This window comes from Rhodococcus jostii NBRC 16295, from assembly GCF_001894825.1.
GTDB lineage: Bacteria > Actinomycetota > Actinomycetes > Mycobacteriales > Mycobacteriaceae > Rhodococcus_F > Rhodococcus_F jostii.
In genome coordinates this window covers 59,902-86,228 of sequence record NZ_BCWY01000026.1, presented here as the reverse complement: position 1 = coordinate 86,228, position 26,327 = coordinate 59,902, and the positions used below count along the sequence as shown (strand labels likewise).

General features: G+C 62.7%; 17 protein-coding genes and 1 pseudogene. 10 read left to right on the top strand and 8 right to left on the bottom strand.

The annotated features are described in order from the left end of the window. The first annotated feature begins 402 nt into the window (after window positions 1-402). The 3 genes from RJ1_RS18480 to RJ1_RS18470 all read left to right on the top strand — a co-directional run bounded on the left by RJ1_RS18480 (window position 403) and on the right by RJ1_RS18470 (window position 2,800). Complete coding sequence (locus tag RJ1_RS18480; protein ID WP_237735271.1) at window positions 403-1,230, top strand: acyl-CoA dehydrogenase family protein; 828 nt, start codon at window positions 403-405, stop codon at window positions 1,228-1,230. A 69-nt stretch (window positions 1,231-1,299) separates the two neighbouring features. Beyond that, window positions 1,300-2,190 carry a VOC family protein gene (locus RJ1_RS18475; protein WP_009478599.1) on the top strand — a complete coding sequence of 297 codons (891 nt, stop codon included), beginning with the start codon at window positions 1,300-1,302 and terminating at the stop codon, window positions 2,188-2,190. A gap of 7 nt (window positions 2,191-2,197) precedes the next feature. Then, entirely contained in the window at window positions 2,198-2,800 is a 603-nt protein-coding gene (locus tag RJ1_RS18470) for an NADPH-dependent FMN reductase (RefSeq protein WP_073362323.1), read from the top strand. An 84-nt stretch (window positions 2,801-2,884) separates the two neighbouring features. Here RJ1_RS18470 and RJ1_RS18465 read toward each other — a convergent pair whose 3' ends face one another. After that, window positions 2,885-3,655: an SDR family NAD(P)-dependent oxidoreductase gene (locus tag RJ1_RS18465; RefSeq protein ID WP_240319546.1), complete on the bottom strand. Its 771-nt coding sequence runs from the start codon at window positions 3,653-3,655 to the stop codon at window positions 2,885-2,887. 219 nt (window positions 3,656-3,874) lie between these two features. On the opposite strand from RJ1_RS18465, the gene RJ1_RS18460 reads away from it, so the two are divergent. The 4 genes from RJ1_RS18460 to RJ1_RS18440 all read left to right on the top strand — a co-directional run bounded on the left by RJ1_RS18460 (window position 3,875) and on the right by RJ1_RS18440 (window position 12,206). Continuing rightward, window positions 3,875-5,077 (top strand): aromatic ring-hydroxylating oxygenase subunit alpha, encoded by a 1,203-nt coding sequence (locus tag RJ1_RS18460; RefSeq protein ID WP_073362318.1) that lies wholly within the window; start codon window positions 3,875-3,877, stop codon window positions 5,075-5,077. After that, the gene (locus tag RJ1_RS18455) at window positions 5,067-5,549 is read left to right on the top strand and encodes an aromatic-ring-hydroxylating dioxygenase subunit beta (protein ID WP_073362316.1); all 483 of its coding nucleotides are present in this window, start codon (window positions 5,067-5,069) and stop codon (window positions 5,547-5,549) included. The genes RJ1_RS18460 and RJ1_RS18455 overlap by 11 nt, the downstream gene beginning before the upstream one ends. 501 nt (window positions 5,550-6,050) lie before the next feature. Then, complete coding sequence (locus tag RJ1_RS18450) at window positions 6,051-7,442, top strand: MFS transporter (RefSeq protein ID WP_073362314.1); 1,392 nt, start codon at window positions 6,051-6,053, stop codon at window positions 7,440-7,442. Window positions 7,443-8,852: 1,410 nt separating this feature from the next. Continuing rightward, window positions 8,853-12,206 (top strand): protein kinase domain-containing protein, encoded by a 3,354-nt coding sequence (locus RJ1_RS18440; protein WP_073362312.1) that lies wholly within the window; start codon window positions 8,853-8,855, stop codon window positions 12,204-12,206. A 191-nt stretch (window positions 12,207-12,397) separates the two neighbouring features. Here the strand turns inward: RJ1_RS18440 and RJ1_RS18435 are convergent, their stop codons facing one another. The 4 genes from RJ1_RS18435 to RJ1_RS18420 all read right to left on the bottom strand — a co-directional run bounded on the left by RJ1_RS18435 (window position 12,398) and on the right by RJ1_RS18420 (window position 18,476). Further along, window positions 12,398-13,399 (bottom strand): sugar ABC transporter substrate-binding protein, encoded by a 1,002-nt coding sequence (locus RJ1_RS18435; protein ID WP_240319548.1) that lies wholly within the window; start codon window positions 13,397-13,399, stop codon window positions 12,398-12,400. A 329-nt stretch (window positions 13,400-13,728) separates the two neighbouring features. Continuing rightward, window positions 13,729-14,790 carry an ABC transporter permease gene (locus RJ1_RS18430; RefSeq protein WP_083400237.1) on the bottom strand — a complete coding sequence of 354 codons (1,062 nt, stop codon included), beginning with the start codon at window positions 14,788-14,790 and terminating at the stop codon, window positions 13,729-13,731. 57 nt (window positions 14,791-14,847) lie between these two features. Next, window positions 14,848-16,368 carry a sugar ABC transporter ATP-binding protein gene (locus RJ1_RS18425; protein WP_073362388.1) on the bottom strand — a complete coding sequence of 507 codons (1,521 nt, stop codon included), beginning with the start codon at window positions 16,366-16,368 and terminating at the stop codon, window positions 14,848-14,850. Between the two features lie 1,487 nt (window positions 16,369-17,855). Then, window positions 17,856-18,476, bottom strand: coding sequence for a TetR/AcrR family transcriptional regulator (locus RJ1_RS18420; protein WP_073362307.1), 621 nt, complete (start codon window positions 18,474-18,476; stop codon window positions 17,856-17,858). Between the two features lie 182 nt (window positions 18,477-18,658). On the opposite strand from RJ1_RS18420, the gene pdhA reads away from it, so the two are divergent. The 3 genes from pdhA to RJ1_RS18405 are packed head-to-tail and all read left to right on the top strand — an operon-like array spanning window position 18,659 to window position 22,083. Further along, window positions 18,659-19,777 carry a pyruvate dehydrogenase (acetyl-transferring) E1 component subunit alpha gene (pdhA, locus tag RJ1_RS18415; RefSeq protein ID WP_073362306.1) on the top strand — a complete coding sequence of 373 codons (1,119 nt, stop codon included), beginning with the start codon at window positions 18,659-18,661 and terminating at the stop codon, window positions 19,775-19,777. A 5-nt stretch (window positions 19,778-19,782) separates the two neighbouring features. Beyond that, window positions 19,783-20,766: an alpha-ketoacid dehydrogenase subunit beta gene (locus tag RJ1_RS18410; RefSeq protein WP_205415329.1), complete on the top strand. Its 984-nt coding sequence runs from the start codon at window positions 19,783-19,785 to the stop codon at window positions 20,764-20,766. Window positions 20,767-20,778: 12 nt separating this feature from the next. Next, window positions 20,779-22,083, top strand: coding sequence for a dihydrolipoamide acetyltransferase family protein (locus RJ1_RS18405; protein ID WP_083400239.1), 1,305 nt, complete (start codon window positions 20,779-20,781; stop codon window positions 22,081-22,083). Here the strand turns inward: RJ1_RS18405 and RJ1_RS18400 are convergent. The 3 genes and pseudogenes from RJ1_RS18400 to RJ1_RS18390 form a co-directional block, all read right to left on the bottom strand. Further along, window positions 22,043-22,572: pseudogene (locus RJ1_RS18400) on the bottom strand (transposase); the annotation flags it as partial. The gene RJ1_RS18405 and the pseudogene RJ1_RS18400 overlap by 41 nt on opposite strands. 480 nt (window positions 22,573-23,052) lie before the next feature. Beyond that, window positions 23,053-24,240 carry an acyl-CoA dehydrogenase family protein gene (locus RJ1_RS18395; RefSeq protein WP_073362302.1) on the bottom strand — a complete coding sequence of 396 codons (1,188 nt, stop codon included), beginning with the start codon at window positions 24,238-24,240 and terminating at the stop codon, window positions 23,053-23,055. Beyond that, the gene (locus RJ1_RS18390) at window positions 24,240-26,327 is read right to left on the bottom strand and encodes an acetate--CoA ligase family protein (RefSeq protein ID WP_073362383.1); all 2,088 of its coding nucleotides are present in this window, start codon (window positions 26,325-26,327) and stop codon (window positions 24,240-24,242) included. Before RJ1_RS18390 ends, RJ1_RS18395 begins: the two co-directional genes overlap by 1 nt.

Sequence of the window (26,327 nt, the reverse complement as noted above, 5' to 3'; positions counted from 1 at the left end):
CCCAGATCCGACCGACACTCGGCCGTCCCTGGCCGGAAATGGAGATGGATAACCATGGTAGTCACCGATATGGATAGTGCTGCCGACACAGCGACCCTGCATGCGACGCTCGTCGAGCGGGCACGTGCTCTCACCCCCCGGATACGGGAACGGGCCGCCCACACGGAGGCACTGCGTGCGGTTCCGCACGAGTCGATCGACGAGATTGTCGCTGCCGGGCTGGGAGGGCGAATCCTTGCCCCGCGTCGTTTTGGCGGAGACGAACTGTCGCTTGACACGATGTACGAGGTGTCGTTGGAGCTCGGTAGAGCATGTGCCTCCACTGCCTGGTGCGCGGCATTGCTTCCGCACGATGCGCACATGGTCGGATTCTTCCCTCAGGCTGCACAAGAGGCGGTCTGGATGGACGGACCTGATGCCTGCATTGCTGCATCGCTCGCGCCCGCCGCAACCGTGCAGAAGGTCGACGGTGGATACCGCCTGACCGGCCGGCACGGCTTCGCCAGTGGCGTGGACCACGCGTCGTGGGTGATCGTGAGCGGGCTTATCAAGGACGGAGGTCGGCCGGCGAATCACCACTTCCTGGTGAAGCCGGGCGACTACACCGTTGACGACGACTGGTTCGCTGCCGGTATGCGCGGGACCGGCAGCAAGACGATCGTGATCGACGACGTCTTCGTGCCCGAAGGATTTGTGCTTGCGGCGGCGGCGCTGGTGGCCGGCGACGGTCCCGGCAGAGAGGTCAACCATGGCCCGCTCTATCGCCAACCGCTCGCACTACATGCCGGGCTGACGTTCCTGGGCCCCATGATGGGCACCGCACTGGACGCCTATGACTACTTCGTGGAGTGGGCGCGCGGGCGAGCGCAAACCGCAGGGTCGGAGATCGTCCAGGAGGCGGTCGCTAGAACCGCGGCCGACCTCGAGCTGGCTCAGCTGTCGGTGCGGAGAATCCTCGCCGCAGCCCGAACATCGGGAAGTCTCGAGCTGGCAGATCGCGCAGAGATCCTGCGCGATTACAACCGAGTGGCCGAACTACTCACCGAATCGGTGGATCGACTGTTTGGGTTGAGCGGAACCTCAGGGTTCAAGGAGACCAGCCCGATGCAGCAGAAGTGGCGTGACATCCACATGATGGCCAGTCACGTCTCGTTCACTCGTGCCAACTTCCAGCACTACGGCCGAATGGTGCTGGGCCTCGAGCGCGACCCGAAGCTCGTCGTGTTCTAAGACCCTCGACGTTTGCTCGCGTCCCTCAATCTGCATTGCTCCACTATCTCTCCGGAAAGAAGCACATCCATGGCCGCTGTCAGCCAGCTCAGTTATGTTGTCGGGACGTCCAGCGACGTCTCGGGGTGGAAGAAGTACGCTACGGAAGTCCTCGGACTGGAGGTGTCGCGTGATAGTGACGACAGCCTGCTCTACGTCCGTGCCGATGACCGGCATCACCGGATTGGTATGCGGGCCGGCCACGATGACGACGTCGCCTACGTCGGTTGGGACGTGGCCTCGAAGGTGGCGCTCGAGCTCGCCGCGGCTCAGCTCGAGGCCGCCGGGATCGCAGTGACGGCGGGTACACCCGAGGAGGCCTCCGATCGTCGCGTCATGGAGTTTGTCCACTTCACGTGTCCGTACTCGGGCGTGCGGATGGAACTCGTACTCGGACACGAGAAGGTGTTCATGCCGCGGTTCCGCCCGTCGCGTGACTTGGCTGGGTTCAACATGGGCGAGATGGGCATGGGGCATGTCGTGCTGTATGCCGAAGACATCACGGGCGCGGCGGACTTCTACTCTCGCGTGCTGGGGTTCGGTGTCAGCGATTTCGCGCATATCCCGCAGGTCGGACCGTTCGCAGTGTTCTTGCACTGCAATACCCGGCACCATTCGCTGGCATTCATGAATATTCCGGGTGCGCAAAGACGTATTCAGCATGTGATGTTCGAGACGGTCAGCATCGACGACGTGGGTCATAGCTACGACCTGTGCCTGGACCGCGGGATCACAAGCACCTCGACGGGGCGTCACCAGAACGATCATGTCTTCTCATTCTACTTCCGTAATCCGTCGGGTTGGCACTTCGAGTACGGCTGGGGACCGCGAATGGTCGATCCTGAGTCGTGGACGGCTGAAAACTATTCCTTGGGTTCAGGGTTCGCCTGGGGACATGACGGTCTGATGAAGATGGTGTGACGGAACAGTGGACCTTACAGAGCAACCGTTCATTGTTGGTCTCGGCGGGACATTGCGGGCGGACTCCTCGACGGAGTCTGCCCTCCGTATCGCGCTGGACGCAGCGGAGGCGCACGGTGCGCGCACCGAGCTGTTCGGTGGTAGCACGCTTGCACGGCTACCCATGTACGACCCGGACACCCCGAATGGTGAGGATGCGCAGCGGCTCATCGAATCGCTTCGGCTCGCCGATGGGGTGATCATCGCGTCCCCGGGATACCACGGTTCGGTCTCGGGCTTGGTCAAGAACGCCCTAGACTATGCAGAGGAACTGCGACAAGACGGCAATCCCTACCTCTCCGGCCGCGCGGTCGGGTGCGTTACCACGGCCTACGGATGGCAGGCGGCTGTCACAACGTTGCAGACGCTTCGAAGCATCGTGCACGCGCTGCGGGGGTGGCCGACTCCTCTTGGAGCGGCGATTAACTCGGGGGTCACTCGGATCGAATACGGGCAGCAGCCAGACGAGCGAGTCGACTTTCAATTGCGCACAGTCGGTCGCGAGGTCTGCGCGCTGAGCCGCGTTTCACGGTCGACGACCGAAGGGCTCGCGGGCGCGCGATCTGAGTAGCTGTTGTCATCGAAACTTGAGGGGAATCGCCCCGGTGTTCTAGTCGAACACCGGGGCGATTCCCGTTGCGCGGTGCAGGGTTGGTTAGGCGTCCTCGAAGATGGCAAAGTGCTTTCCGGCCGTGAGCCCGCCGTCGACGGCAAGGACGGCGCCGGTGATATAGCTGGCCTCATCGGAGGCCAGGAAGACCGCCGGACGGGCGATCTCCTCCGGTTCGGCATAACGCTTCATCGGGCACAGGTCGTCGAGCAGAGACTCGTGGCCGGGTAAACGGTCCAGGTAGTCCTGGATTCGTGGAGTCATAGTGCTCCCTGGGCACACCGCATTCACACGAATGCCGTCTGCGGCGTAGTCCATCGCCATGTTCTTGGTCAGCAGAAGCACTCCACCCTTGGCGGCACTATATGCAGAGCAACGGTTCTCGGCGAGAATTCCAGCAGTGGACGATATATTGACAATGCTTCCGCCGCCGGCGCGTCGAAGCTCGGGAATTACCTGTTTCGCGCAGCGGTACACCGAGGTGAGGTTGATGTCGATCATTCGATACCAATCAATATCGTCCATCTCGTCGACACGCTTGGGCAGGCTCGCGCCTGCGACATTGAACAACGCGTTGATCTGGCCGTATCCGTCGAGTGCTGCAGCGAACGCACTTGGCATCGATTCGGGATCGGTCACATCAACTGCGGCCCAAATAGCACTTCCACCTTTGTGATTGATCTCCTCGGCAGTGGCGATGGCTGCGTCGGCACGTAGATCCGCGACGACGACCGAGCCGCCCCGCGAAGACCACTCGATCGCGATGGCTCGCCCGATGCCGGCCCCGGCCGCGGTGACAATTGCTGTACGGCCCAACAGGGGCAGTGGGGGATTTGATGACAACATGGCAAGTAGGCCTTTCCATCATGTGGCACAGTAGATTTGGGGATTCTCGTGCTTGACCCCGAGTGAATCAGATCATAGTATTTCGGCATCGGCGGTAGCTCGTTCTAATTGCCGGAACCATGAGGGCGCATCGTTTCTTGTTGCATCAACAACGAGCGCCCCAAAGAACTTGATCCGGAGGCCACTCCTATGGTGCATACCACCATATCCGAACTCGAAACCGCGACCGGCTACGAGCAGGTTCGCGCGGCGATCGCCACGCGCTTCACCAACCCACTTGACCTGCCCAAGGAGATCTTCTCCGATCCGCTGGTGTACCGGGAAGAGCTGGAACGCATCTTCTACGGTCCCTACTGGCACCCGGTGGCTCACCGCGCTGAACTCGGGGAAATCAACAGCTTCAAGACGACGTGGCTCGGCGAGATCCCTATTCTTGTCAGCCGTGGCCAAGATGATCGCATCCGAGCGTTCGTGAATACCTGTACGCACCGCGGAACCCTGCTCGAGCAGCGTGAGGTCGGTGTCGCCCAGGAGTTCCAGTGTCCGTACCATCGGTGGCTCTTCAACAGCAGCGGTGATTTCTGCGGGGCTCCGGGAGAGCGCGAGTTTCGTGCCGATTTCGACCGCAAGGACTACGCCTTGCCTGAGCTGCGAGTTTCGGAGATCGCTGGGCTGATCTTCATCACCCGACACCCGGACACTCGGCTGCTCGAGACCTTCCTAGGTGAATGCGCCGATCCAGTCCGGGACTGCCTGCTCGATGACGGGGACTTGACACTACTCGGCTACCAAAAGGTGGTGTACAAGACGAACTGGAAAACATACTTCGATAACGACTTCTACCATGCACCACTGCTGCACACAGGGTTTCGCATCATGGGCTGGCAAGGCGGCAAAGGGGAGGTACGCATCACTGAGCCGGTTGGCCACTTCTCGGTCGGCTACCAGAGCACCCCGTATGTCGACAACGGATATCTTGGCGACCCAAGTGTCGTCCAGTTCCGTGGAACCGACGATCGGGCCAGGGTCGTGGCCCTCCGTCCCGTCACCGTGATGACCAAGCACGTGGACACCATCAACATACGGTTCGCGCGACCCCGCGGTGTCGACCGGACCGAGGTCAGTTACGCATTCTTCGGCCATGCCAGTGATTCCGCGGAATACCGCCACCACCGCGTGCGGCAGGCGTCGAACCTGCTTGGCCCGAGCGGATTCATCACGATAGAGGATGCCGCAGTCTTCAACCGCCAACAAATGACAGCAGACGACGGGACGCTTGCTCGTTTCGTCAAGGGAGTCGATGGACGTCCCGAGGATGCCACCCAAAACGACGAGATCGGCAACACCGTCGGCTGGGCCAACTACCGAAGGGTGATGGGCTTTGATCACTGACACTGCCAATGAGATCCGCGCCATCGATGATCTACTCGGACGCTACTCACGGGTACTCGACGACCAGGACTGGGAGCAGTGGCCCGACTTGTTCGCGCAGGAGTGCTCGTACACCGTGCACACGCTCGACAACATTCAGCGTGACCTTCCGCTGGCATACATGTACGACGACAACCGGGCACGGGTGCTCGACCGAATCAAGTTCATCACCGAGGTATGGGCGGGGACGATCGAGCCATACCGGACCCGACACGTCACCCAACGCACTGAAGCGGCATCGCTGGACGGGGCCAGGTGGACCATCCGCTCGAACTTCCAGGTCAGCTTCACCGAGAACGATTCGTTGTCAGGGCTCCTGGCGACCGGATACTACGAGGACGTCGTGGAGTTGACCACCGATGGGGCCCGGTTTACGAGTCGCGCGGTTCGACTCGACAGCATGCCTGCGCGGTACCTGGTGTACCCGCTGTAACGGCCGCGGGTACGGATTCGGCTTCTCGGGGGCCGCACATCTCGGCATCACCGGACTTGGCGCGACCGACAACGACAACTTGCCATTCGTCAGAACACAGGTCATCCCGTCTACCTCATGAAGCAGCGGTGTCGGACCCTGCCGTCTCTGGCCCGGGGTGTCATGGAGGAACTGATCACGGCCCCGGCGATCCGGACCGAGCTCATTGATGAATTCTTGGGGCGATCTTCCTAACCTGAGGTGGATGGACGACATTCGCCCAATCCCTCTCGGACACATAGAGAGCGCTGCAAGGGCAGCTATCTGTCTGCACCCTGCAGATGATCTCAACGGCTCGCCTCGACCAATGCTAGTTGGTTGGCGTGGCACCACGACACCAGGAGGACGATTCCGTTCCGACGGGACAGCGACCGTCTAGTCGGACTGATGGGCGGAACACGAATCCGCCCTCATTTGTCAGATCCACCAATCGCTATCGCACTCTCACGGAATGGAACCAAGATGGACATATCAACTGCGATCAAGAAGTCGCCGATGACCCGCTTCCAGTATCTTGCGTTGACGGCTTGCTTGCTCGTCCTCACCATCGACGGATTCGATGTGTTCGTCATGGGATTCGTACTTCCTCACCTTCCAGACGGATTCTTCGGCAGCAGCGCGGAGAAGGGCTACCTACTCAGCGCCGGTCTGGTGGGCATGACGGTGGGATCATTGTTGCTATCCCCGCTCGGTGATCGATTCGGCCGGCGCAAGCTTGTTCTCTGGTGCCTGGTCGTCAACTTCATCGGCATGGCTGCTTCGGCGATGTCACCGAACGTTGAGTCCCTCACCCTGGCGCGCTTTGTCACTGGCCTCGGTATCGGCGGCATGACAGCCAGTCTGACTGTGCTGGTACAGGAGTACTCTTCCGAGAAGCGCCGAAACGCTGTGATGGGCGTATACACGATTGGGTTCCCGCTCGGATCTCTCATAGGTGGGTTCATCGGCACGATGCTCGTCAGCGCGTTCGGCGGTGCGTGGCAGGCGATGTTTGTTTTCGGTGCCGCCATCACCGGCCTCGCATTCATTCTCGCGCTCACGGTGATCCCCGAGTCGATTGACTTCTTGGTGACGGCCAACACTGCAGAAGCCCGCGCCGAGATCGTCAGGGTCGCAGCAAAACTCCGCAACCCAGCGGTTGACCCCGACGCTCGGCCGGCAATGGCGGATAAGGCTGACTCGGGTTCAATCCGTGGCCTGCTCGCAAAGGGAATGTACTACCGCACCCTGCTGACGTGGGTAGCGTATTCCTGCGTAATGTCGATGTTCTACTTCGCCAGCTTCTGGACCCCAGAGCTGATCAGGTTGTCCAGCGGCAATGCCGATCTCGGCACGACCGCGGGACTGATCCTTAGCCTTGGTGGTGTCGTCGGAGCACTGGTCTTCGGTGTCTGGACGTTGAAGATCTCCGCTCTCAAATTGGTCTGGATTGCGATGCTGACAACTGCGCTGGCTATCGTTGCCTTTGCCTCGTTCTTTTCCCAGCCTGGTATCGCCATCGCGCTGACCGTGGTCATTGGACTGTTTACCTTCATCTCGATCACGGGCCTCATGGCGGTGGTTCCTCCGCTGTATCCGGTACGGACACGTTCGACTGCTCTTGGTTGGATGCTTGGCATCGGTCGTATGTTCTCGATTTCCGCGCCAATTCTGGTGGGCTATGCCCTTATGGTCGCCGCACCACGAACACTGTACTTCTATGCAGCGGTCCCTATGCTTGTCGGTGCGGCCGTCATGTACGCATTGTGGCGCCACGTACGGGGCGAGGCGACGTCGACGTCTGCAACAGGTACTGCGACGACGCAACCGGTATCGCGTCCTGCGCATGGCGAGGATGAGGTTGTCTCCCTCTGACTCGCGGCACCGTACTTAGCTGGAGAAGAGCAGCGGATGCACACCGGGACAGAGACTCGACGCGCATCGCCGCTACACCCAGGTCAAATGCGGAGCATCAAAGTCGCGCAGCCACCGAGGACCCACAGCGCACTCCTGACTACCCAGGGTCCCCGACTACTCGAACGAACAGCAGTCCATCCACCAGGAATAGTCATGAACGTTGAGCATTTGTTCCCGCAGGACGCGTCGTCCACGTCAGACACGAACATTGAGGGTGAGGTCAAAAAGTATCGACAAAAGCGGCGGCGAAAGGGTCGGGAAAGGGCCGCACTCGAGAGGCGCACTGCCCCGAGTGAGGCGGACCACATCGTCGGCTTCGCCCGAATCTGGGCGCCGTATGGCGGTGCGCCTGACGACGAAGTTTTTCAGCGATTCGGAATGGCGCGCAGCCGATTCATCGAGAAGGTGTGGGAGACCATTCAAGATGCGGGGTGCGATTCAAGGATCGCCGACCAACTCGCAACGGCTTACCCCCGAACGCAGGTTCCGCCGACCGAGGAAAGCGAGACGTACGGGTAGTTCGTGGACCACAACGGTCAGCGACTGTCGATTCCTGACGCGACGCGGATTTTTATGTCCTCTCCGCTCGGCCTAGATCGCTGGGGCTGCCCGCTCCACGTGGCTGGGTCCGATGTGGTGCTTCGGCCAGTGGTTTTTTCAGTGATACAGAATGTGAAGGACTGGTCTCTAGCCCAATGACGTGGCCGTCGGTACCGCCGGTCGAGGACAATGATGATCGGCGGGCCGCGCTCCCGCAGGCGCCTCAGTTGCCAACTGCGATGTCGTGTAGCGGCACGCGGTCGCTGCGACTGTTCTCTGCCCGAGAGTATTCCTCATCCGAAGTTCGTTCAGGTGCTCTGCCCTCGGCGACCACCCTCGCCATTAGCGGACGATCTCCGAGGGTGCCAACGCTGCCGGCCGCGGGTTTCGGCGGTCTAGTTCGTGACTGTGCAGCTCCCCGCGAGACGCTTGGCAAATACGGCCGCTTCTGTGTCGACGGTTGCTGAGGCACTCGGCCCGTACGGCGCCAGCATCGCGCATCGCCGACGGCGAGGCCAACGCGGCCGGACCGGTCGGTTATCAAGATCTCCTCATCGACTGGAACGAGAGGTTCGCTGTCATCGCGCGTGAGTCGTGTGTTCTCGGGCGGTGTGGCGGTTCAGCCGCAGACCGCTGTGCCTGCGCGACGTGATCTGTAAAGGGACCAGCTGGTCCGCAATGTGGCGGTGATCGCGCGTCGCCGTACAAGGCGGACAGCGAGCCCTTCAAGACGCGTGAATGTCGTCTTGAATGTATGGGCCGTTTCGCAGGGCAGCGAGAGGTACGCTGCGGGCAGGGCACCCGCACAGCTCAGGATTGAAGATTTCGATGGCCGAACTCAACTCCATTGGTTCACGACGTGACATAACGCTTGCAGCAGCGTCGGAACTAGCCGCGGCCGGATTCGAAGATCCGATCGAGATTGGGCACGGTGGATTTGGTGTCGTCTACCGTTGCCGACAGCCTTCCCTCCGCCGGACGGTAGCCGTTAAGGTCCTCACTTCCCTTCTCGATCCGGAGAACCTCGAGCGGTTCCTGCGGGAGCAGCAAGCGATGGGCAGGCTGTCGGAACATCCGAACATAGTGACCATCTTGCAAGCCGGTGCAACCAGCAGCGGCCTGCCGTACATCGTGATGCCGTACCACCCCCAAGATTCGCTCGATGTGCGGATCCGCCAAGACGGACCACTGGGGTGGGACGACACGCTTCATTTAGGCGTGAAGGTGGCCGGCGCGCTGGAGACCGCTCACAGACGTGATGTTCTCCATCGCGATGTGAAACCTGCCAACATCCTGCTCACTGAGTATGACGAGCCTCAGTTGACCGACTTCGGGATCGCCCACATGGCCGGAGCCTTCGAGACGACGGCGGGAACAATCACTGGATCTCCGGCCTTCACTGCCCCAGAGGTCCTGGCAGGCCAGTCACCAAGCCCAGCCTCCGACATCTACGGCCTCGGCGCGACGCTGTTCTGCGCGCTCACAGGGCACGCCCCGTTCGAGCGCCGAAGCGGTGAACGGGTGGTCGCCCAGTTTCTGCGGATTACGACCGAACCGTTACCCGACCTACGAGAACAAGATGTTCCCGACGATGTCAGCGCGGCGATCGAGTCGGCTATGGCACGCGATCCGAATGATCGCCCTCCCACCGCCGCGGCCTTCGGCGATCAACTCCGTGCCGCTGAGCGGCACCACGACTGCCGAGTCGACGATATGGCAGTGCCTGCGAGCAACAACACGGCGCGAACGGATCAGCCGACAATGGCGTCGCCCGCCGGCCGTCCGACGGAACACTCACAAGTGCCCCGGACGTCCACCCTGAATGCCTCGACCACGCCTCCCGCTCGAGATGGGCCGTTCGTATCTGGCAAACGACGCAGATCGGGAAACCTCCCTCTTGAATTGACAAGTTTCGTCGGTCGGCGACACGAACGCGCCGAGGCGAAGAAGATGCTGTCTGCATACCGGCTGGTGACTCTGACTGGGATCGGGGGCGTCGGCAAGACCCGGCTCGCGCTTCGCGTCGCCACCGACTCGAGGCGTGCATTCCCGGAAGGCGTATGGCTAGTCGAGTTGGGTGAAGTCCGGGACACCATGCTGGTGACGAGCGCCGTCTTCGCGGCCCTCGGACTGCGAGAGCAATCGGCCGACCCTCCGCTGACCCTGCTGGCCGACTACCTCGCCGACCGGAGGCTGCTCCTGGTGCTCGACAATTGCGAGCACCTGGTCAAAGAGGTCGCGAGCATGGTCGAATCGTTATTGCGGAGCTGCCCGGGGTTGCGGGTCCTCGCAACGAGTCGTGAACCTTTGGGCATCGGTGGAGAGGTCTCGATGAGGGTGCCGCCGTTGGCGGTTCCCGATGTTGACCGCTCGACATCAGTTGGCGGGCTTCCTCGATACGAGGCGGTGGCCCTGTTCACCGAGCGAGCCGCGACCGCCGTCCCTGGGTTCGATCTCACCGAGGACAACCAGCGCGTGGTGGCCGAGATCTGTCAGCGACTGGACGGTCTCCCGCTGCCGATTGAACTGGCAGCGGTGCGATTACGGGCAATGTCCGCACAGCAGATCCTCGACCGTCTAACAGACCGCTACCGCCTCCTGAGCGTGGGCAATCGCGGTGCGCCCTCGCGTCAGCAGACATTGCGTCTGTGCATTGACTGGAGCTACGAGTTGTGCACACCGCGCGAGCAGCAATTGTGGGCCCAATGTTCGGTATTTGCCGGCAGCTTCGAATTGGATGCAGCAGAAGCCATCTGTGCCAACGACCTCCCATCAGCCGACATGCTTGATGTGGTGGCATCGCTCGTCGACAAGTCAATCCTGATCCGGGAGGAGCCAGGCGCCGTGGTTCGGTACCGGCTACTCGAAACTTTGCGCGACTACGGCCGGGAGAAACTGCAGACCAGCGGTGAGTACGAGGTCTTCCGACGGCGCCACCGGGATTGGTACGAGCAATTGGTGCAGCAGGCAGAGGCTGAATGGATTAGCCCCCACCAGTTGGAATGGATCGCTCGTCTCGAGCGAGAACAGCCGAATCTCCGTGACACTCTTCGATTCTGTCTGGACGATCCGCGGGAGGCTGACGTCGGTCTGCGAATTGCCGGAGCGCTATTTCCGTTCTGGCTCTCGCGTGGACTTCACAGCGAAGGCAGGCTCTGGCTCGACCGTCTTCTAGCCGTAGACGACGGCCAATCTTCAGCGTACCGAGTCAAAGCTCTCTACGCGGACAGTGTGCTCGCCGGAACGCAAGGCGACGTGGTGGCCGGGAGAGCCCTACTGGCCGAGGGCGACGACGTCGCCGATCAACCGGGTACCTCGTCGCAGTCCGCGCTCTCTGGGTATGCCGCTGGGTGTATGGCTCTGTTCAGTGGCGATCCGTCGCGCGCCGTCGCCGACTACAAGCGGGCCCTCACAGCGCCCCAAGAAGACGGCAACCCGCTCCGCCGGATCGCTAGCCTATTCGGTCTTGGGCTGGCTTACGGACTGCTGGGTGATACGGTCGGAGCTATTTCGTGTCATGAGGAAATCCTCGCAGTCACAGAAAGACGCGGAGAGACTGTGTACCGCGGGCGGTCGTCGTTGGCTGCCGGATTGGCACTGTGGGCGAAGGGCGAGGCGGATCGCGCGACAGCACTGCTCGAGCAGGGCGTACGGCTGACACGTCCAGTGGACGATCCCGCGGGTGCCGCACGGTGCCTTCAGACCCTGGCATGGATCGAGGCCGACCAACACCACGAGGCGCGGGCTGCTGTCCTACTGGGCGCTGCCGAAGGCTGGTGGCGTTCTATGGGGGGACCGACGGTCAGCTTTCCCGACATGCTCGTGTATCAAGAAGAATGCGAGCGCCGTACTCGGCGAGCCCTCGGTGAACGAGAGTTCAAGAAGAATTTCCACCATGGCAATGCGCTGATTTATGAGGACGCCGTCGCGTATGCACTCGGCAAGAAGCCTCGAGTGGCACAGGCGCAATCCAGCGATGCGGTGAATCTGACTCGACGCGAGCGGCAAGTCGCCGACTTGGTCGCGGAGGGACTTACCAACAAGGCAATTGCGGAAAGACTGGTCATCTCGGACCGCACAGCCCAGGGACACGTGGAGCACATACTGTCCAAGCTCGGCTTCACCTCACGAACCCAGGTCGCCGCATGGGTCGTCGAGCAGACTCAGAATCCGACGACCTAAAGCGACACGGTCGAATAGTGCAGAACCCGTGTGGCTGTGGGTAGTTTCCTCCGCCATAGACGTCATCAAGCACATCGATGGCTGCCCCGATATGATTGATGATCTTGCGTCAAACATGTTTTGCCCCAATGAATGTCATACGCCAGGACTACTGCATTCCTCACTCACCCGCTGTCCTCAGTGAATGGAGGTCAGGGGGCTACGAGCGGGAGGTCATCGAGGTCATAGGTCACCTTGTCGGAGTCGACGTAGTTGTCGATGTTGCTGGTATCCCAGAACGTCGACTTGATGATCAGATCGTCGGTATTGCCCTTCTGGATGTTCTGGACGGCTTTGATGATCGACATACCGCTAGCCACGTTGTTGGGGTCCCAGGTCCCGGTCAGACGCCCCTCCCGAATAGCCTGAATAGCATCGGCGTCACCGTTGGTGCCGTGGATGATCACACCCGGGCTCTGGCCATCGGAAACCTTCAGGCCAGCGGCAGTCACCGCCGACGATGCACCCAATGCGGTCAGGTCGTTGTACGCCCAGATGAAGTCGACATCGGGGTACTTCGCCAGAAGATCTGAGGTCAACGCCAATGCGTTGGCCGAGTCGTCCTTGACGTTGTCGGTCCGGTTGATGATCTCCAACCCGGCGTCCTCTGCAGCCTCGGTGAAACAGGATGCGTTCTTCTGCACCGAAGGAACCGGTGGCCCACCCAATACGATCACCTTCGCGCCCGGACGCTCCTTGGCCACTGACTGCGCAGCCCGCTTGAACGGTGCATCAGGAGCCTCGCACATGAAGGACTCCCACCACACGGTGGTCGTGATCCCATCATCATCTGAATTGACACCGATGATCGGTATGCCTTGTTCTTTGGCTTGCGCATAGACTCCCCCCATTGCGCCGGCATCGAGCGTCCACACTGCGATCGCGTCGGCCTGGGTCTGGATCATGGTTTGAATGTTCGAGACTTGCGTGTCCGGAGAGAGATTCGCATCATAGATCTTCGCGTCCCAGCCAAGGCTGTGCGCCGCTGACTCGAACGCGTTGTTCAGAACGTACTGTGCCGGCTGAGACGCCACAGGGTTGGAGTACGCGACAGTCTGCGAGCTTCCTCCCGAGGAATCCGAGAAGCCGCAGGCACTAATGGGCACCATTGCTGCCGCTGCCGCGGCAGCCAGGATCGTCTTTCGCAAGGTCATTGTCGAACCTTTCACTGGTATAGCGCCACTCGGCGCGCTTATAGCGGATCCGCGTCGGCCTCTGATCCGAGCTTGTCGATCGGCGGACAAGGTGCGGCCGGTTGCATCTGAGTTCCGGGATGGTGGTGACCGCAGCATCGTGTAAACCTTCTCGCGACAGGGTTTACATCACCGATATGCGATTCGTCGGCGACCTTCTGCCTACTGAAGCGGGATCGCGGTCTGGCTCAAGTGTGGGGACAGTGGGAACGAGATAGTGTTGTCGTTCCTCGTGGGTTCGGTTGGAGGGGAAAACGACTGCCTTGCGGTGCCCTGCATGGATCGCCGAGTTAGCCAATCGCCGCTGGTCGAAGCTTTGCGAACCAACCGTGCTGGCGGGCCACACCCAAGGTGACTGCTGCGATCAGGACCAGACCGTTGACGGTTCCGCGCCAGAACGTTGAGACGTCGCTGAGAGTAAGGGCGTTCTGGATAACGCCGAGAAACAGTACTCCCAACACTGTGCCGCCCACACCGCCCTCGCCACCGGAATATGCTGTGCCCCCGATGAGTACGGCCGCAATCACGGTGAGCAGCAGGTTCGCGTCGATATTGGGACTGGCGCCAGTGAGACGGCCCACCTGGATGAGCGATGCCAGCGCCGCGAACATACCGGCGAGGACGTAGATGGAGAGAACGGTTCGTGCGATGTTGATCCCGTTGAGGTGGGCAGCTTCGGCATTTGACCCGACCGCGAATACAGCCCGACCGAAGGAGGTGTACCTCAGCGTAAAGGCGGCGCATGAGACCACAAGCATGTCGAAGATGAGTAGGTATGTAATCCCGGCAACCTCACCCGAAACAAAGCGGTAGACCGGCTGGAAGCCGGGAAGAGAGAAGGTGTTGATCGTCTGTCCCTGCTTCAACACCAGTGCCAGGGAGCCGAAGATGGACAACGTGCCCAATGTGACAACCAAGAAGGGGACCCTGGCATAGGCGATGAGCACGCCGTTGATCAGGCCTAGGACAAGACCGACCAGGAGCGTTCCGGAAACGGCCGAGGTAGCGCCCCATCCGAGATTGAGAAAGACGCCGAATGACATCCCTGCCAAAGCCGCTGCCGAGGCAGCAGAGAGGTCGATCCCTGCAGAGATGATCACGAATGTGGCGCCGATGGCTAACACGAGGACCACTGAGTTTGCCCCCACGATGTTCGTGATGTTCCCCCAGGTCAGGAAGACCGGCTGAGTCAACGTCATGAAGATAGACAGCACGGCCAAACCGGCGAGCACACCGGTGTTACGACTGGCCGCACGCGCAACTACCCCCAGAACCTGTGGCCTACGGCTGGTTGGATTCGTCTGTGACAACTGTTCGGTGATTGGCGGTTCGCTGTCGGTGTGCTGGCTCATGTGAATCCTTCGTTCCAAGAATTTTCGGGTGGCGAGTGCAGCTGGGATCCGCGCAGATCAGAGCACCTGCTCGGAGTGGATGTGACCGCTGATAGCGATGTCGTTGAGGACCGTCTCCGTGAGCGCCTCACCTGAGACCTCGCCGTGCACTGCCCCCTGGAAGTAGACGAGCACGCGATCGGCCAATCCGAGGATCTCTGGAAGTTCGGAGCTAATCACGATCACAGCAGCACCCCGCTCAACGAGTCTCTGGAGCAACGCATAGATCTGAGTCTTGGAACCGACATCGACTCCCCGCGTCGGCTCGCTGAGTATGTAAACCGGGAAACCAAGTGCGAAGGTCCGCCCGAGGATCGCCTTTTGTTGGTTGCCGCCGGAGAGCAATGTAATTCGCTTGCTGGACGAGGAAGTCTTGACTCCGTACTCCGAGAGCGCAGACTGAACTCGGCGCATTTCCTCACCAACGGGCACGATCCCGGCGCGTGTGAGTGTTCGCAACCACGGGAAGCTCATGTTCTCCGCGACGCTCCTCGTCGGTAATAGAGCGGAACGTTTCCGATCATCAGGCACGAACCCGATTCCGGCTGACGAGGAGCGTCGCGGATCACCTGGCCTTAGTGGCTGACCGTTAACGGTGATGTCACCGGTCGCTGGAATGGCTCCACCGAGCGCTAACCCGAGTTCGGCCTTGCCTGAGCCAACTAGACCAGCGATACCAAGCACTTCGCCGCTGCGAACATCGAACGAAGTGGCCTTGAGCCGGCCATCGGCTGAGGCTAGGTCACGGACCTGAAGCACGATGTCGCCTGGGGTCACATCCCGCCGACCGTAATAGTCGGTAAGTTCGCGGCCGACCATCATCTGGACCAGGTTCTGCTCAGGCGTCTCGGGTAGCGGCACCGTCCCGATCGTCCGGCCGTCGCGAAGGACGGTGGCCTTATGCGCCGTGGAGTAGAGCTCGGGCATCCTGTGAGAGATCATTATCACCGCCGTGCCACCTTCGCTTTGCTCACGGACGAGTTCGAGGAGGCGGTCTGTAGCGGGTTCGGACAACGAACTGGTGGCCTCGTCCAGGATCAGCAGTCGCGCCTTCGCGGAGACCGCTCGCGCGATCTCGATCCCTTGCTGCAGTTCAACGCTGAGATCGCCGACCCGAACATCGACACCGACGTCTACCCCGAGGGCATCGAGTTCCTTACGAGCGCGACGCCGCATCTCCCGCCAGTCGACAGTGCGCCGACTAGTCCGGGGCAACCGTCCCATCAGGACGTTCTCAGCCACCGACAACTGTGGCGCCAAGGTCAGTTCCTGGCTGATCATAACTATGCCCAAGGAACGCGCTGCGACGGGATTCGCGATCTTTCTCTCGACGCCGTTGACTACGATCGTGCCCCGATCAGGCTGCTCGACACCACCGATAATTTTGGCCAGTGTCGACTTGCCCGACCCGTTCTCCCCGGTCAATGAAAGAACCTCGCCGGGATGGATCGCTACGCTCGCGTTGTCGAGCGCGAGAACGCCGGGGTAGCGCTTCGACACACCCCGTACTTCCACGAAGGGTACGAGCGACTCGGACAAGCCAGTCCCCTGGGGAACCAGTACCGGAATCGCACGCATAAGTCCCTCTTTCGGTATGGAAATGAATGCTGTGGAGACTCCTTCAGTCTGAGACAGATTGCTAGGGAAGCGTTCCGCACGGCGAAACCAGGGCCCTATGTGAGATTGCAACCTGGACAATTGTTCTTCGACCCGAGCGAGGTCCCATCTAAGCCGTCGCTGGTACAGGGCGACAGAGACTCCCGTTTGCCAGGCGCCTGCGGGTGCGGACGTTGGTGGCGACGGGCAGCACCGGGTCGTCCGCGGACCGAGCCGGCGCCCCGCCGGCGGGCGATGTCGTGGTCTTCGAGCATGGGCAAGGGCGTCGCGGTCGCCGGTGTAGTCGGCGAGCATGCCGATGCGGTCGTCGATTGCTTCGGGCTGCCGTGACGCAGCCCGGGAAGCTTGCAGTGGGGATGGGCGGTCGGTGTCGCGGATCTGCTGTCGAGTTCGGCGGCGTGCTCGCCGAGGACCGCCACCAAGTGCAGAGCGGCGGGTGCAGCACCTCGCGGGCCGCCGGTTGGGTCTTGTTCCCGGATCTGCCGGAGGGAATTCGGCGACCGCGGACAGGGTCGCGCCGCCCCAGGGCCGCAGGTCACCGCGAACTCGGTTGGCGGTAAATAGACCCCCGATAGTCGACCAATTCGACGATGATCTGCGCCGCGCTGCCTGGCACCCGCTTAGCTCTGTTCGCCGACAATCGAAGCGTCCTTGCAGGGGAGGTAGCGGCGGAACTGGAAGGGCATGGGAGAGCCGACACGCGCAAGGGCCACACCGACATTTCGACGCTGCTCGAGATCACCCACCGCACATCGTCACGAGTTCACGCGGTGGAAGCTCAACGACGTGAACGGCGTCGCCACAGGCGACCGCCGTGACACCGTAGCGGCGCCCCATCGCTGAGTCAGGTGCTTCGAGCTTCGATAGGGAGTGGAACCCCGCCATCCCGTGGCGCGGAAAGGCGGGTTCCCATCGACGGTCCCTTTTCGGGTCAAGTCGAACCGCCGAAGTGTGAAGACCTCGCCAACCACAGGGGTTTGGCTGGCGAGGTCGGAGCACCAGCCCGCGTCGCCGCCGGACGGCGGGTAGTGCGCGGCGATCATATGACGCTCCGGCTAGTCGATCCGAAAGATGTGATGTGGGTGACGTCCAATATTAAAACACCCACTCACCGCAGCAACGATCGTCTAGCTGCGTTATGAGCAAAGGGTCGCTGAGCGCGTGCTACCGTTTGCGCGGTTACGAACTCGCGGTAGTTATTTGGCGATGGCCGCGCTGTTGGTGGCCTGGCCGGTTAAGGAACGGACACTAGTACCCAGGACTCACCACCTTGGCTTCGAGGCACAGTCAATGGGGCACTACGACCGCCGGTGACCGCTCGACTTCTCTCGAGCCGGATTTGTGCAAACACTATCGCGATTCGGACAGTCCCGGACGCGGGTATTGTTGCTCTTCAGGGGCGTTCGCTGTCAGCGGCGGGAATGCGTGCGATCACTCGCTCGATCTTGGGTGAGTCCGAAGCGGCGCAGTACGATTCCCGCCTGAGTTGCAGCCTCCTCGAGGTTGGGAGCCGCGCGCAGCCCAAGCAGGCGTTGTCTGTGAGGTTCGCCGAGAAGAAGGGCGAACACCGACTGCGCCAAGTCGGGGTCTGGTGCGGGTAGCCGCGCGTCCAGTGCAGCGATGTAAGCCTGGGGTCCGTCTCGGTAGAAGCGCTTTGCAAGGTCGGGGAAGCTGTGGGCTTCTGTGATCATCAACCGGTGCAGCCCGATTGCTTCGTCAGAATGCAGAGTGGAGACGATGTTGGTCGCGAGCTCTTCAAGGCTCTCCCCAGTGGCCAGCTGACCCAGTGTGCGGTGTCGGAGCCGTTCGACGGCGGCCAGAAAAATCTCGGAGCGATCCCCGAAGTAGCCGTAGATCGTGCGTTTGGTGACGTGCGCCTCGGTGACAATATCGTCTAGTGTGACCTGCGCGAACCCGCCAGCAACGAACAACTGCACCGCCACATTGAGGATGTCGTCGCGCCGCTGCGCGCGCTCCGCTTCGGTCGGACGCCCTCTCTTCCGGGTCGCCGCCACGCCTTCGGTAGCCATTTGCCACTCCTCCGATTCAACAACGATTCGAGTACATACTATAATGAACCGTGTTTCGTTTCATTCTGTGGTTGCCGTTGCCCGCGCACCGTCGAGGCCGAGCGGCGACCCCGCAGTCGTGGGTCCTTCCGGACAGATCGGCTCACGGCTGCGGTTCATGTAGGCGAGAAGGAGAACCCACGATGCCCTCGATAACCAAGGCCACCCGCGCGTCGACTCGACGCGCGACAGCTAGCTTCCCCCTTGCCGGGACTCTGACGGATCAGCAGCGGCTGGACTTCTACCGGCAGATGGTGCTGATCCGTCGCTTCGAGGAGCGGGCTGCCCGTGCCTATACAGAGGCAAAGATCGGGGGCTACTGCCATCTGAACCTCGGTGAAGAGGCCACCGTCGCCGGACTCATGGCGGCACTCGACCCGAACGACTACGTGTTCACGAACTATCGGGAACACGGCTACGCGATTGCCCGCGGGATCGACCCCGCGCGGGTGATGGCTGAGCTCTACGGTCGGACCGACGGGGTGTCCCGTGGGTGGGGCGGGTCGATGCATATGTTCGACATCGCCTCTCGGTTCATGGGCGGATACGGGATCGTCGGCGGCCAGGTGCCGCTGGCGACCGGTGCGGCGCTGGCGATCGACTACCGCGGCGGCTCCGAGGCGGTGGTGTGTCTGATGGGCGATGGTACGACGAACATCGGCGCGTTCCATGAGTCGTTGAACATCGCAGCGCTTTGGGGGCTGCCGATCGTCTATGCGGTCGTCAACAACGGGCTCGGCATGGGTACCCCAGTGGGGCAGTCCTCAGCGGAGCCGGAGCTGCACAAGCGCGCTGCGTCCTACCGAATGGCCTCGGCCCGGGTGGATGGCAACGATCCTGTTGCGGTGCATGCGGCGGCCCAGATCGCGCTGGCCAGTGCAAGGAAGGGTGAGCCGTACCTGCTGGAGGCCGTGTCGGGTCGGCTGAAGGGACACTCGGTCGTCGACCCGGCCCGCTACCGCAGTGTCAAAGAAGCAGAAGCACTTAAGGCCGCCGACCCGGTGGCGGGGTACGCCGTGCGGCTGCACGAGCAGGGGTTGCTGACCGATGAGCTCATCTCCCAGTTCGACTCCGAAGTGATGGAGCGGGTCGCGTCTGCGGTCGCATTCGCAGATGCGAGTCCGCATCCGGATGCGGCGACGCTGTTCGACTACACCTACGCCACTCCGGTCCCGAACGACTCGCGCCGCCTGCCTGGCAGCGCGTTGTTTCCCGCACCACCGAGACCGATTTCTGCGAAGGTCGCGGAGGTGCACCAGTGAGCGTGATCAGCTACCGCCAGGCACTGCACGACGCACTGCGCAGCGAGATGCTGCGCGACGAGAGTGTGTTCCTGATTGGCGAGGAGATCGGCCTGTTCGAAGGCTCTTACAAGATCACTGCGGGCATGCTCGATGAGTTCGGCCCTAAGAGGGTCCGGGACACACCGATTGCCGAGGAGGGCTTCACAGGCGCCGCGATCGGCGCGGCGATGCTGGGGCTGAGGCCAGTAGTGGAGATCATGACGATCAACTTCTCCCTGCTCGCGCTGGACCAGATCGTCAACCACGCCGCAAAGATCTACGGCATGTTCGGCGGCCAGGCTTGCGTGCCCATGGTGATCCGTACCCCCGGTGGCGGCGGACAGCAGCTCGGCGCCACCCACTCGCAGAACATCGAGCTGTACTACGCCTTCGTTCCCGGCATGAAGGTGGTCGCCCCCTCATCCCCGGCCGACGCGAAGGCGCTCATGCTCGCGGCGATCCGCGACGACGACCCGGTACTCGTGCTGGAGAACCTTGCCCTCTACAACACTACCGGCGAGGTCCCCGACCACGACGAGCCTGTTGAGATCGGCAAGGCCGCCGTCACCCGCGAGGGTGCCGACATCACCATCGTTGCCTATTCGCGTATGGCCGCGGTGGCCCTCCAGGTTGCCGAACGGCTCGCCGAAGAGGGTACCGACGTCGAGGTCGTAGATCTGCGCAGCCTTCGCCCGCTCGACAGAGACACGATCATCGCCTCAGTGAAGAAGACGAACTGCGCGGTCGTGCTCGAAGATGACTGGCTCACTTACGGTATTGGCGCGGAGATTGCCGCGACCATCTCCGACGGCGCATTCGACTGGCTCGACGCTCCCGTCCGACGAGTCGCCATGGCCGAAGTCCCCCTCCCGTACGCCAAGCCCCTCGAAACCGCCGCACTGCCCTCGGCAGACGACGCGATCACCGCCATCCGCGAAACGCTCGACGCCGTCGCCCGGCGCCGCTGAGAGGAAACCATAATGATCGAAATCCTCATGCCACGCCTCTCCGACACCATGACCGAAGGCGCTATCTCTGCCTGGCACAAGAAGCCTGGCGACACGGTCTCCCCTGGAGATCTCCTCGTCGAGATCGAGACCGACAAAGCCATCATGGAACAGGAGTCCTACGAAGCCGGCACCCTGGTCGAGATAATCGTCGCTGAGGGCGAGAACGCCCCTATCGGCGCACCAATCGCCCGACTCGACAACGGAAGCGACACGCCGACTGGCATTGCCGCCATGCCGACTGGAGTCGATTCATCTCCGGCCGCCAGCCCTACCGCCGAGCCTAACGGGAAACAGGGATCGGACATAGACAGGTCGACTGGTCAGCCGGAGCCTCAGAAGCAGAATGCGACGCCTATGGCGTCGATGTCCAACGGACATTCGGAGCGCCGCCCCGCGACTCCGTTGGTGCGCAAGCTCGCTCTGGAACGCGGCATCGACCTCGCGGCAGTCTCAGGGACCGGCCCGGGCGGACGCATCGTCCGCGCCGACCTCGATGCCCCCCTCGCCGAATCTACGACCTCGGTGAAGGTGGAACCCTCTGCCGCATCGGCACCTCCGCCAGTTGGATCGGACCCCCGCGAACCGCATCCGGTTCCGTTCGACGGCACACGCCAGGCGATCGCCGTTCGGTTGACCGAGAGCGGCACCACAACCCCGACCTTCACCGTGACCGCGTCCGCGGACGTCGACGAACTCATGGCACTGCGCGCCCGGGTCAACCACGCGAACGCCGACACGAGCGAGAAAGTGAGCGTCAACGACATCCTCGTCCGCGCCGTCGGGCTCGCGCTGCGCGCCCACCCCGGCGTGAACGCCTCCTACGCCTCCGACGGGCGCGGGCAGACCCTCATCCACCAGCGTATCCACGTGGGCATCGCTGTGGCCTCTCCTCTTGGGCTCGTCGTCCCCGTCGTCCGGGACGCCGACCGCACTGCCGTTACCGCGATATCCGCCATCACGCGAGATCTTGTCAGCAGGGCGTCGGACCGGAAGCTGACGACAGCGGACATGAGCGATGGAACTTTCACGATCAGCAACCTCGGTATGTATGGAATCGAGCACTTCACCGCGATTATCAACCCACCCCAGGGCGCGATCCTCGCGGTCGGCGCCGCGCGCGATGAACTTGCCTTGGATGGAGACACGGTGGTGACCCACAAGCGCTTGCGCTACACGATCACTGTCGACCATCGCATCATCGACGGTGCGCTTGCTGCCCAGTTCCTTGCCACGCTCACCAACCTGCTCGAGAACCCCCTGCGGATTGTGGCGTGACCTCTGGTCCACGGCGTCGTCGGCGGTGATCGGCAACGGTGCCGGTTTCGCGGCTCGGCGACCGTGTTCTGCGAGATACTCTTCCCCAAGGCCAGTCTTTCGACAGGTGCAACGTCAACCGCCGTGCGGAGGACGCGATCCGCGCCGGGACCGAGACTAGGGTCCGCCGGATCGTGGCGGTGGTGGCTTTGAGGGACGTCGGTGAGAGTCCCGGCGGCGCGGGTGAGGTCGAATGCCATCACCGCGCACACGAGCCACGCGGCGTTCGCTGCGAACGATTTCGAGGGTAGATGAGCGAGGGCGGAGTTCTTCAGGTCCGCGTGGACCTGCTCGATGATGGCGTGCTGACGGTGCGCATTGCCCGCGCCGACGGTGTCAAGGTCGGTGGCGGTGGCAAAGAAGGTGTGGAAGCGCCAGGTGTCGAACAACGTTGCCCTGATCGTTGATCTTGTGGTTGAGGTCGGGGATGTGGCGCACGATCAACCGGCCGACCTGGGATTTGGAAACGCCCTTTGGGCGCTGCCGGAGATCGGACGGGATGGAGGCGACGAAGTTGCTTCACCCGCAAACGTCCCCGGCTGTATCCGATCTGGGGTGCGTCCAGCAGAACTCGAGAGGAGTGGCTCTGAGTTCGAGGTAGTCGATCTTGTCGTGTTCGTAAGCTCTTCGTCGCTTGCCGGTGGAAGTCCGGTCCGGGTAGCTGCCAGGAGGCCCGGTAGCAGACTGGCGGCTCGGTCTGGGAACGGGTCGGGTCGGGTCGGAGCCCAGTGTCGAAAGCCCCTGTAATAGGGGAGCGAGGATGCGGCCGGTAGCGTGAAGCGAAACCTGCGGTGTCGTTAGGGTATCCCGCCCTTGGGTGGGGAAGAGGGTGATCAGCCCGAACTTTGGCCCTCGTGCTGCCTCCCTTTTTGAAGGAACTACGTCACACCTGAGGCGAGATCGTGGGGTGGAGAACGGGTGGACGCTGGGTCAGACCGGATGCGGGAAGGACAGGAGCTTGTCGAGTCCGCGCTTGTTGGCTTCGTTCGCGATGACCAGTCGCTGGATCTCGGAGGTGCCTTCCCAGATGCGGTCGACTCGTAGTTCGCGCCAGAGCCGCTCGACCGGGTAGTCGCGAATGTATCCGCGGCCGCCGAAGATCTGGACGGCACGGTCGGCGACCCGGTTCGAGGCCTCCGAGGCAGCCAGTTTCACGGTTGCCGCCTTGGCGTGCAGCGTCTTGCGAACGGCCGGGTCGGTGAGGTCCGCATGGTCGAACTCCCACGCGACCTGATGGGTGAGGGCCCGGTTGGTGGTGATGTCGACGACGGAGTCGGCGATCATGCCCTGGATGAGCTGACGGTTGATCAGTGGTTGTCCGCCTTGGACGCGGTCGCGTGCCCAGTGGACGGCCAGGGTCAGGGCGCGTTCGGCGGCGCCGATGGTGCGGGCACCGATCATCAGGCGTTCCTCGGTGAACCAGTCCCGGGTCAGTTCGAGGCCTTCTCCGATTTCGCCGAGGACGGCGTCGGCGCCGACTCGGACGTTGTCGAAGGTGAACTCGGGGTGCTCGTAGACGAAGGTGTGGGTGAACCGGGGAATGTGCTTGATCGACACCCCGGGGGTATCGGCATCGATCAGGAACATGGTGGGAGCGTTGTCGGGTTCGACATTGGCGAGCACGATCAGATAGTCGGCGACGTCACCGACCGTGACAAACCATTTCTCGCCGTTGATCAGGTACCCGTCCCCGTCGGGCTTGGCGGTGGTGACGGCGCTGGAGAAGTCGGAGCCGGCGTTCGCCTCGGAGATGGCGACGGCATCGCGGCGATCACCCCGGGCACCGGGGATCAGGTAGCGCTCGATCTGCTCTGAGGTGGCGTGGGCGAGGGGATTGGCAGGCCGCCATACTGTGTCCCACAGGGCGTTGGTGAGTTTGCCGAGCTCGTCCTGGACGACGGCCTGTTCGAGCACGCTCAGGCCGGCACCGCCGTACTCGGTGGGGGTGTTGATGGCCTGCAGCCCGGAATCGAGGACGGCCTGCTTGATCGTCGCATGGGCCTGTGCGGTGAGCCCGTTGTTCTGTTCGCACTCGAGCTCGAAGGGGATGATCGTCTCGGTCAGCGCGCGAGCGCGTTCCTTCAGCTCGGCAAGCTTGGGGGTGTATCCGAAATCCATTAGGAAGTCCTTTCAGGGTTGTCGATCATGTTGTTTGTGAGGATGATTCGAGCGTCCAAGCCGACTGCCCCGCGTGGGGTCGCCAGCAGAGGGTTGACCTCGAGTTCGGCGATCTCGGGGTGTTCGGCGGCCACCGAGGTGATGGCGGCGATGGCCTCGGCGGCGGCATCGAGGTCGATGGGGGGCCGACCGCGGACACCGTGCAGCAGGGTTGCCGCACGTAAACGGCCCAGGAGTTGGCGGGCCGCAACGGAGTCGATGGGGGCGAGCGCGAAGGCTACGTCGGCGAGGACCTCGGTGAACACACCGCCGATCCCGACCATGGCGATCGGCCCGAACCGTGGATCGGTTTGGACCCCGACGATCAGCTCCACCCCGGCGTCGAGGTCGGCCATCGCTTCGACGCAGTATCCGGGCGCTGAGAGTGAGCGCTCCATTGCGTCGAAGGCCCGCTCGACGTCCTGGGCGGTGCGCAGGCCCAGGACCACGCCGCCGGCGTCGGATTTGTGGAGCAACCCCATGGCTTTGAGCACCACGGGATACCCGATCGCATCTGATGCGGCGACCGCCTCGGCACGGGTGTGGACCAGATGCGCAGGCAGGAAGTCGACGCCGGCGTCCCGGAACAGCTCGCGGGCGTCCCAGTATCCGTCGGAGGTCAGCATCGGCGCCGACCCGACCGGGCCGGGTGTCGATGCCGGTGGCGGGACGTCGACGAGGGCGCCTAGGGTGCGGGCGGCGTCCTCGATCGCCTCGAAGACGGGGATGCCCCCAGCGGTGAGGACGGTCGCCGCGGCGCTGCTCGGCCGCATGGTGTGCACCAGAACGGGTTTGTGGTGTTGGTGCGCGAGCTGAACCATGCGATGAGCGGTGTCGATCTCTCCCTGCGCGAGGGTGTCACCGTAGTCGCCGTAGCCGCCGAAGTATCCGGTGACGACCACCGCATCGATCTCCGGGCCGGTCAATGCGGTGTCCAGGATGGCGGCAAAGGAGGTGATGTCCAGTTCGCCGGCGCCGGCGAGGTCGATCGGGTTGCTGACCCCGGCGGACGGTGGGAGTGCCGCCCGCAGTTGCTGCCGAATTTGCGCCGAGAATTCGGGGACTGTCAGCCCGGCGGATTCGAGGACGTCGGACGCGACCCCCGCGTGGCCGCCGCCGTCGGCGATGACGGCGACTCGACTGACGGTCTGGGATTGGCAGGTGAGGAGCATCGCCGCGACGTCGGCGAGTTCGCGCGGGGTATGTACACGGTAGATGCCGGCGTGCCGGCATGCGGCATCGAGGACATCCGAGCTGGTCGTGAGGGCTCCGGTATGTGAGCGGGCCCCGCGGACGGAGGCCTCGCTCCCGCCGACGGTCAGCAGAACGACCGGCTTTCCTCGGCGGCGGGCGTGGGCGGCGGCGGCCACAACGGCGCGGCCGTCGCCGAAGTCCTCGCAGTAGACGGCGATCAGGTCGGTGCCGTCGTGGTCGGCGCAGGCGTCGATAAAGTCGGCGACCGTGACATCGGCCTGGTTACCCAGCGAGACGAACCGGGCGAAGCCCAGGTCGCGGCGGCCGAAGAACCCGGCGAGTTCGAGTGCCATGTTGCCGCTCTGGGAGAGCAAACTGACCCGACCGGCGGGTAATGGGTTGGAGGCGAGTGTCAGTGCGGTCGTCGAGTCGGAGACGCCGAGGCAGTTCGGACCCAGCAGCATCGCACCGGCATCGCGCACACGCTCAACGATCCGATTCTGGGTTGTGCGCCCGTCCTCGCCCAGCTCGGCGAAGCCGGCGGTCACACCCACGATCGCCTTCGCCCCGGCGGCCAACGCATCGTCCACCGCGTCCTCGAAGCCGTTGGCGGGCACCGTGATCACCACCAGATCGACGGTGGTGGGCACATCGGAGAGTGCGGCGACCGTGGAATAACCGAGTACCGGCTCCGCACGCCGGTTGACCAGGTGCACCGACCTGAGGTCCTTCATGCGCAGGGCTTGGGCGCTGAGCCAATTGCCGTACTTGCTGTGGTCGTTGCTCGCCCCGATTACGGCGACCGATCGGGGGTCAAACAGGGCCGAGAAGTCTCGGCCGGGTATTCGGTTCAC

Excerpts from the sequence above, each read along its gene's own strand:
- RJ1_RS18450 (WP_073362314.1), top strand. The coding sequence starts at position 6,051 with ATGGACATATCAACTGCGATCAAGAAGTCGCCGATGACCCGCTTCCAG.
- RJ1_RS18430 (WP_083400237.1), bottom strand. The coding sequence starts at position 14,790 with ATGAGCCAGCACACCGACAGCGAACCGCCAATCACCGAACAGTTGTCA.
- RJ1_RS18475 (WP_009478599.1), top strand. The coding sequence starts at position 1,300 with ATGGCCGCTGTCAGCCAGCTCAGTTATGTTGTCGGGACGTCCAGCGAC.
- pdhA (WP_073362306.1), top strand. The coding sequence starts at position 18,659 with ATGCCCTCGATAACCAAGGCCACCCGCGCGTCGACTCGACGCGCGACA.
- RJ1_RS18480 (WP_237735271.1), top strand. The coding sequence starts at position 403 with ATGGACGGACCTGATGCCTGCATTGCTGCATCGCTCGCGCCCGCCGCA.
- RJ1_RS18435 (WP_240319548.1), bottom strand. The coding sequence starts at position 13,399 with ATGACCTTGCGAAAGACGATCCTGGCTGCCGCGGCAGCGGCAGCAATG.
- RJ1_RS18440 (WP_073362312.1), top strand. The coding sequence starts at position 8,853 with ATGGCCGAACTCAACTCCATTGGTTCACGACGTGACATAACGCTTGCA.
- RJ1_RS18460 (WP_073362318.1), top strand. The coding sequence starts at position 3,875 with ATGGTGCATACCACCATATCCGAACTCGAAACCGCGACCGGCTACGAG.
- RJ1_RS18420 (WP_073362307.1), bottom strand. The coding sequence starts at position 18,476 with ATGGCTACCGAAGGCGTGGCGGCGACCCGGAAGAGAGGGCGTCCGACC.
- RJ1_RS18395 (WP_073362302.1), bottom strand. The coding sequence starts at position 24,240 with ATGGATTTCGGATACACCCCCAAGCTTGCCGAGCTGAAGGAACGCGCT.
- RJ1_RS18405 (WP_083400239.1), top strand. The coding sequence starts at position 20,779 with ATGATCGAAATCCTCATGCCACGCCTCTCCGACACCATGACCGAAGGC.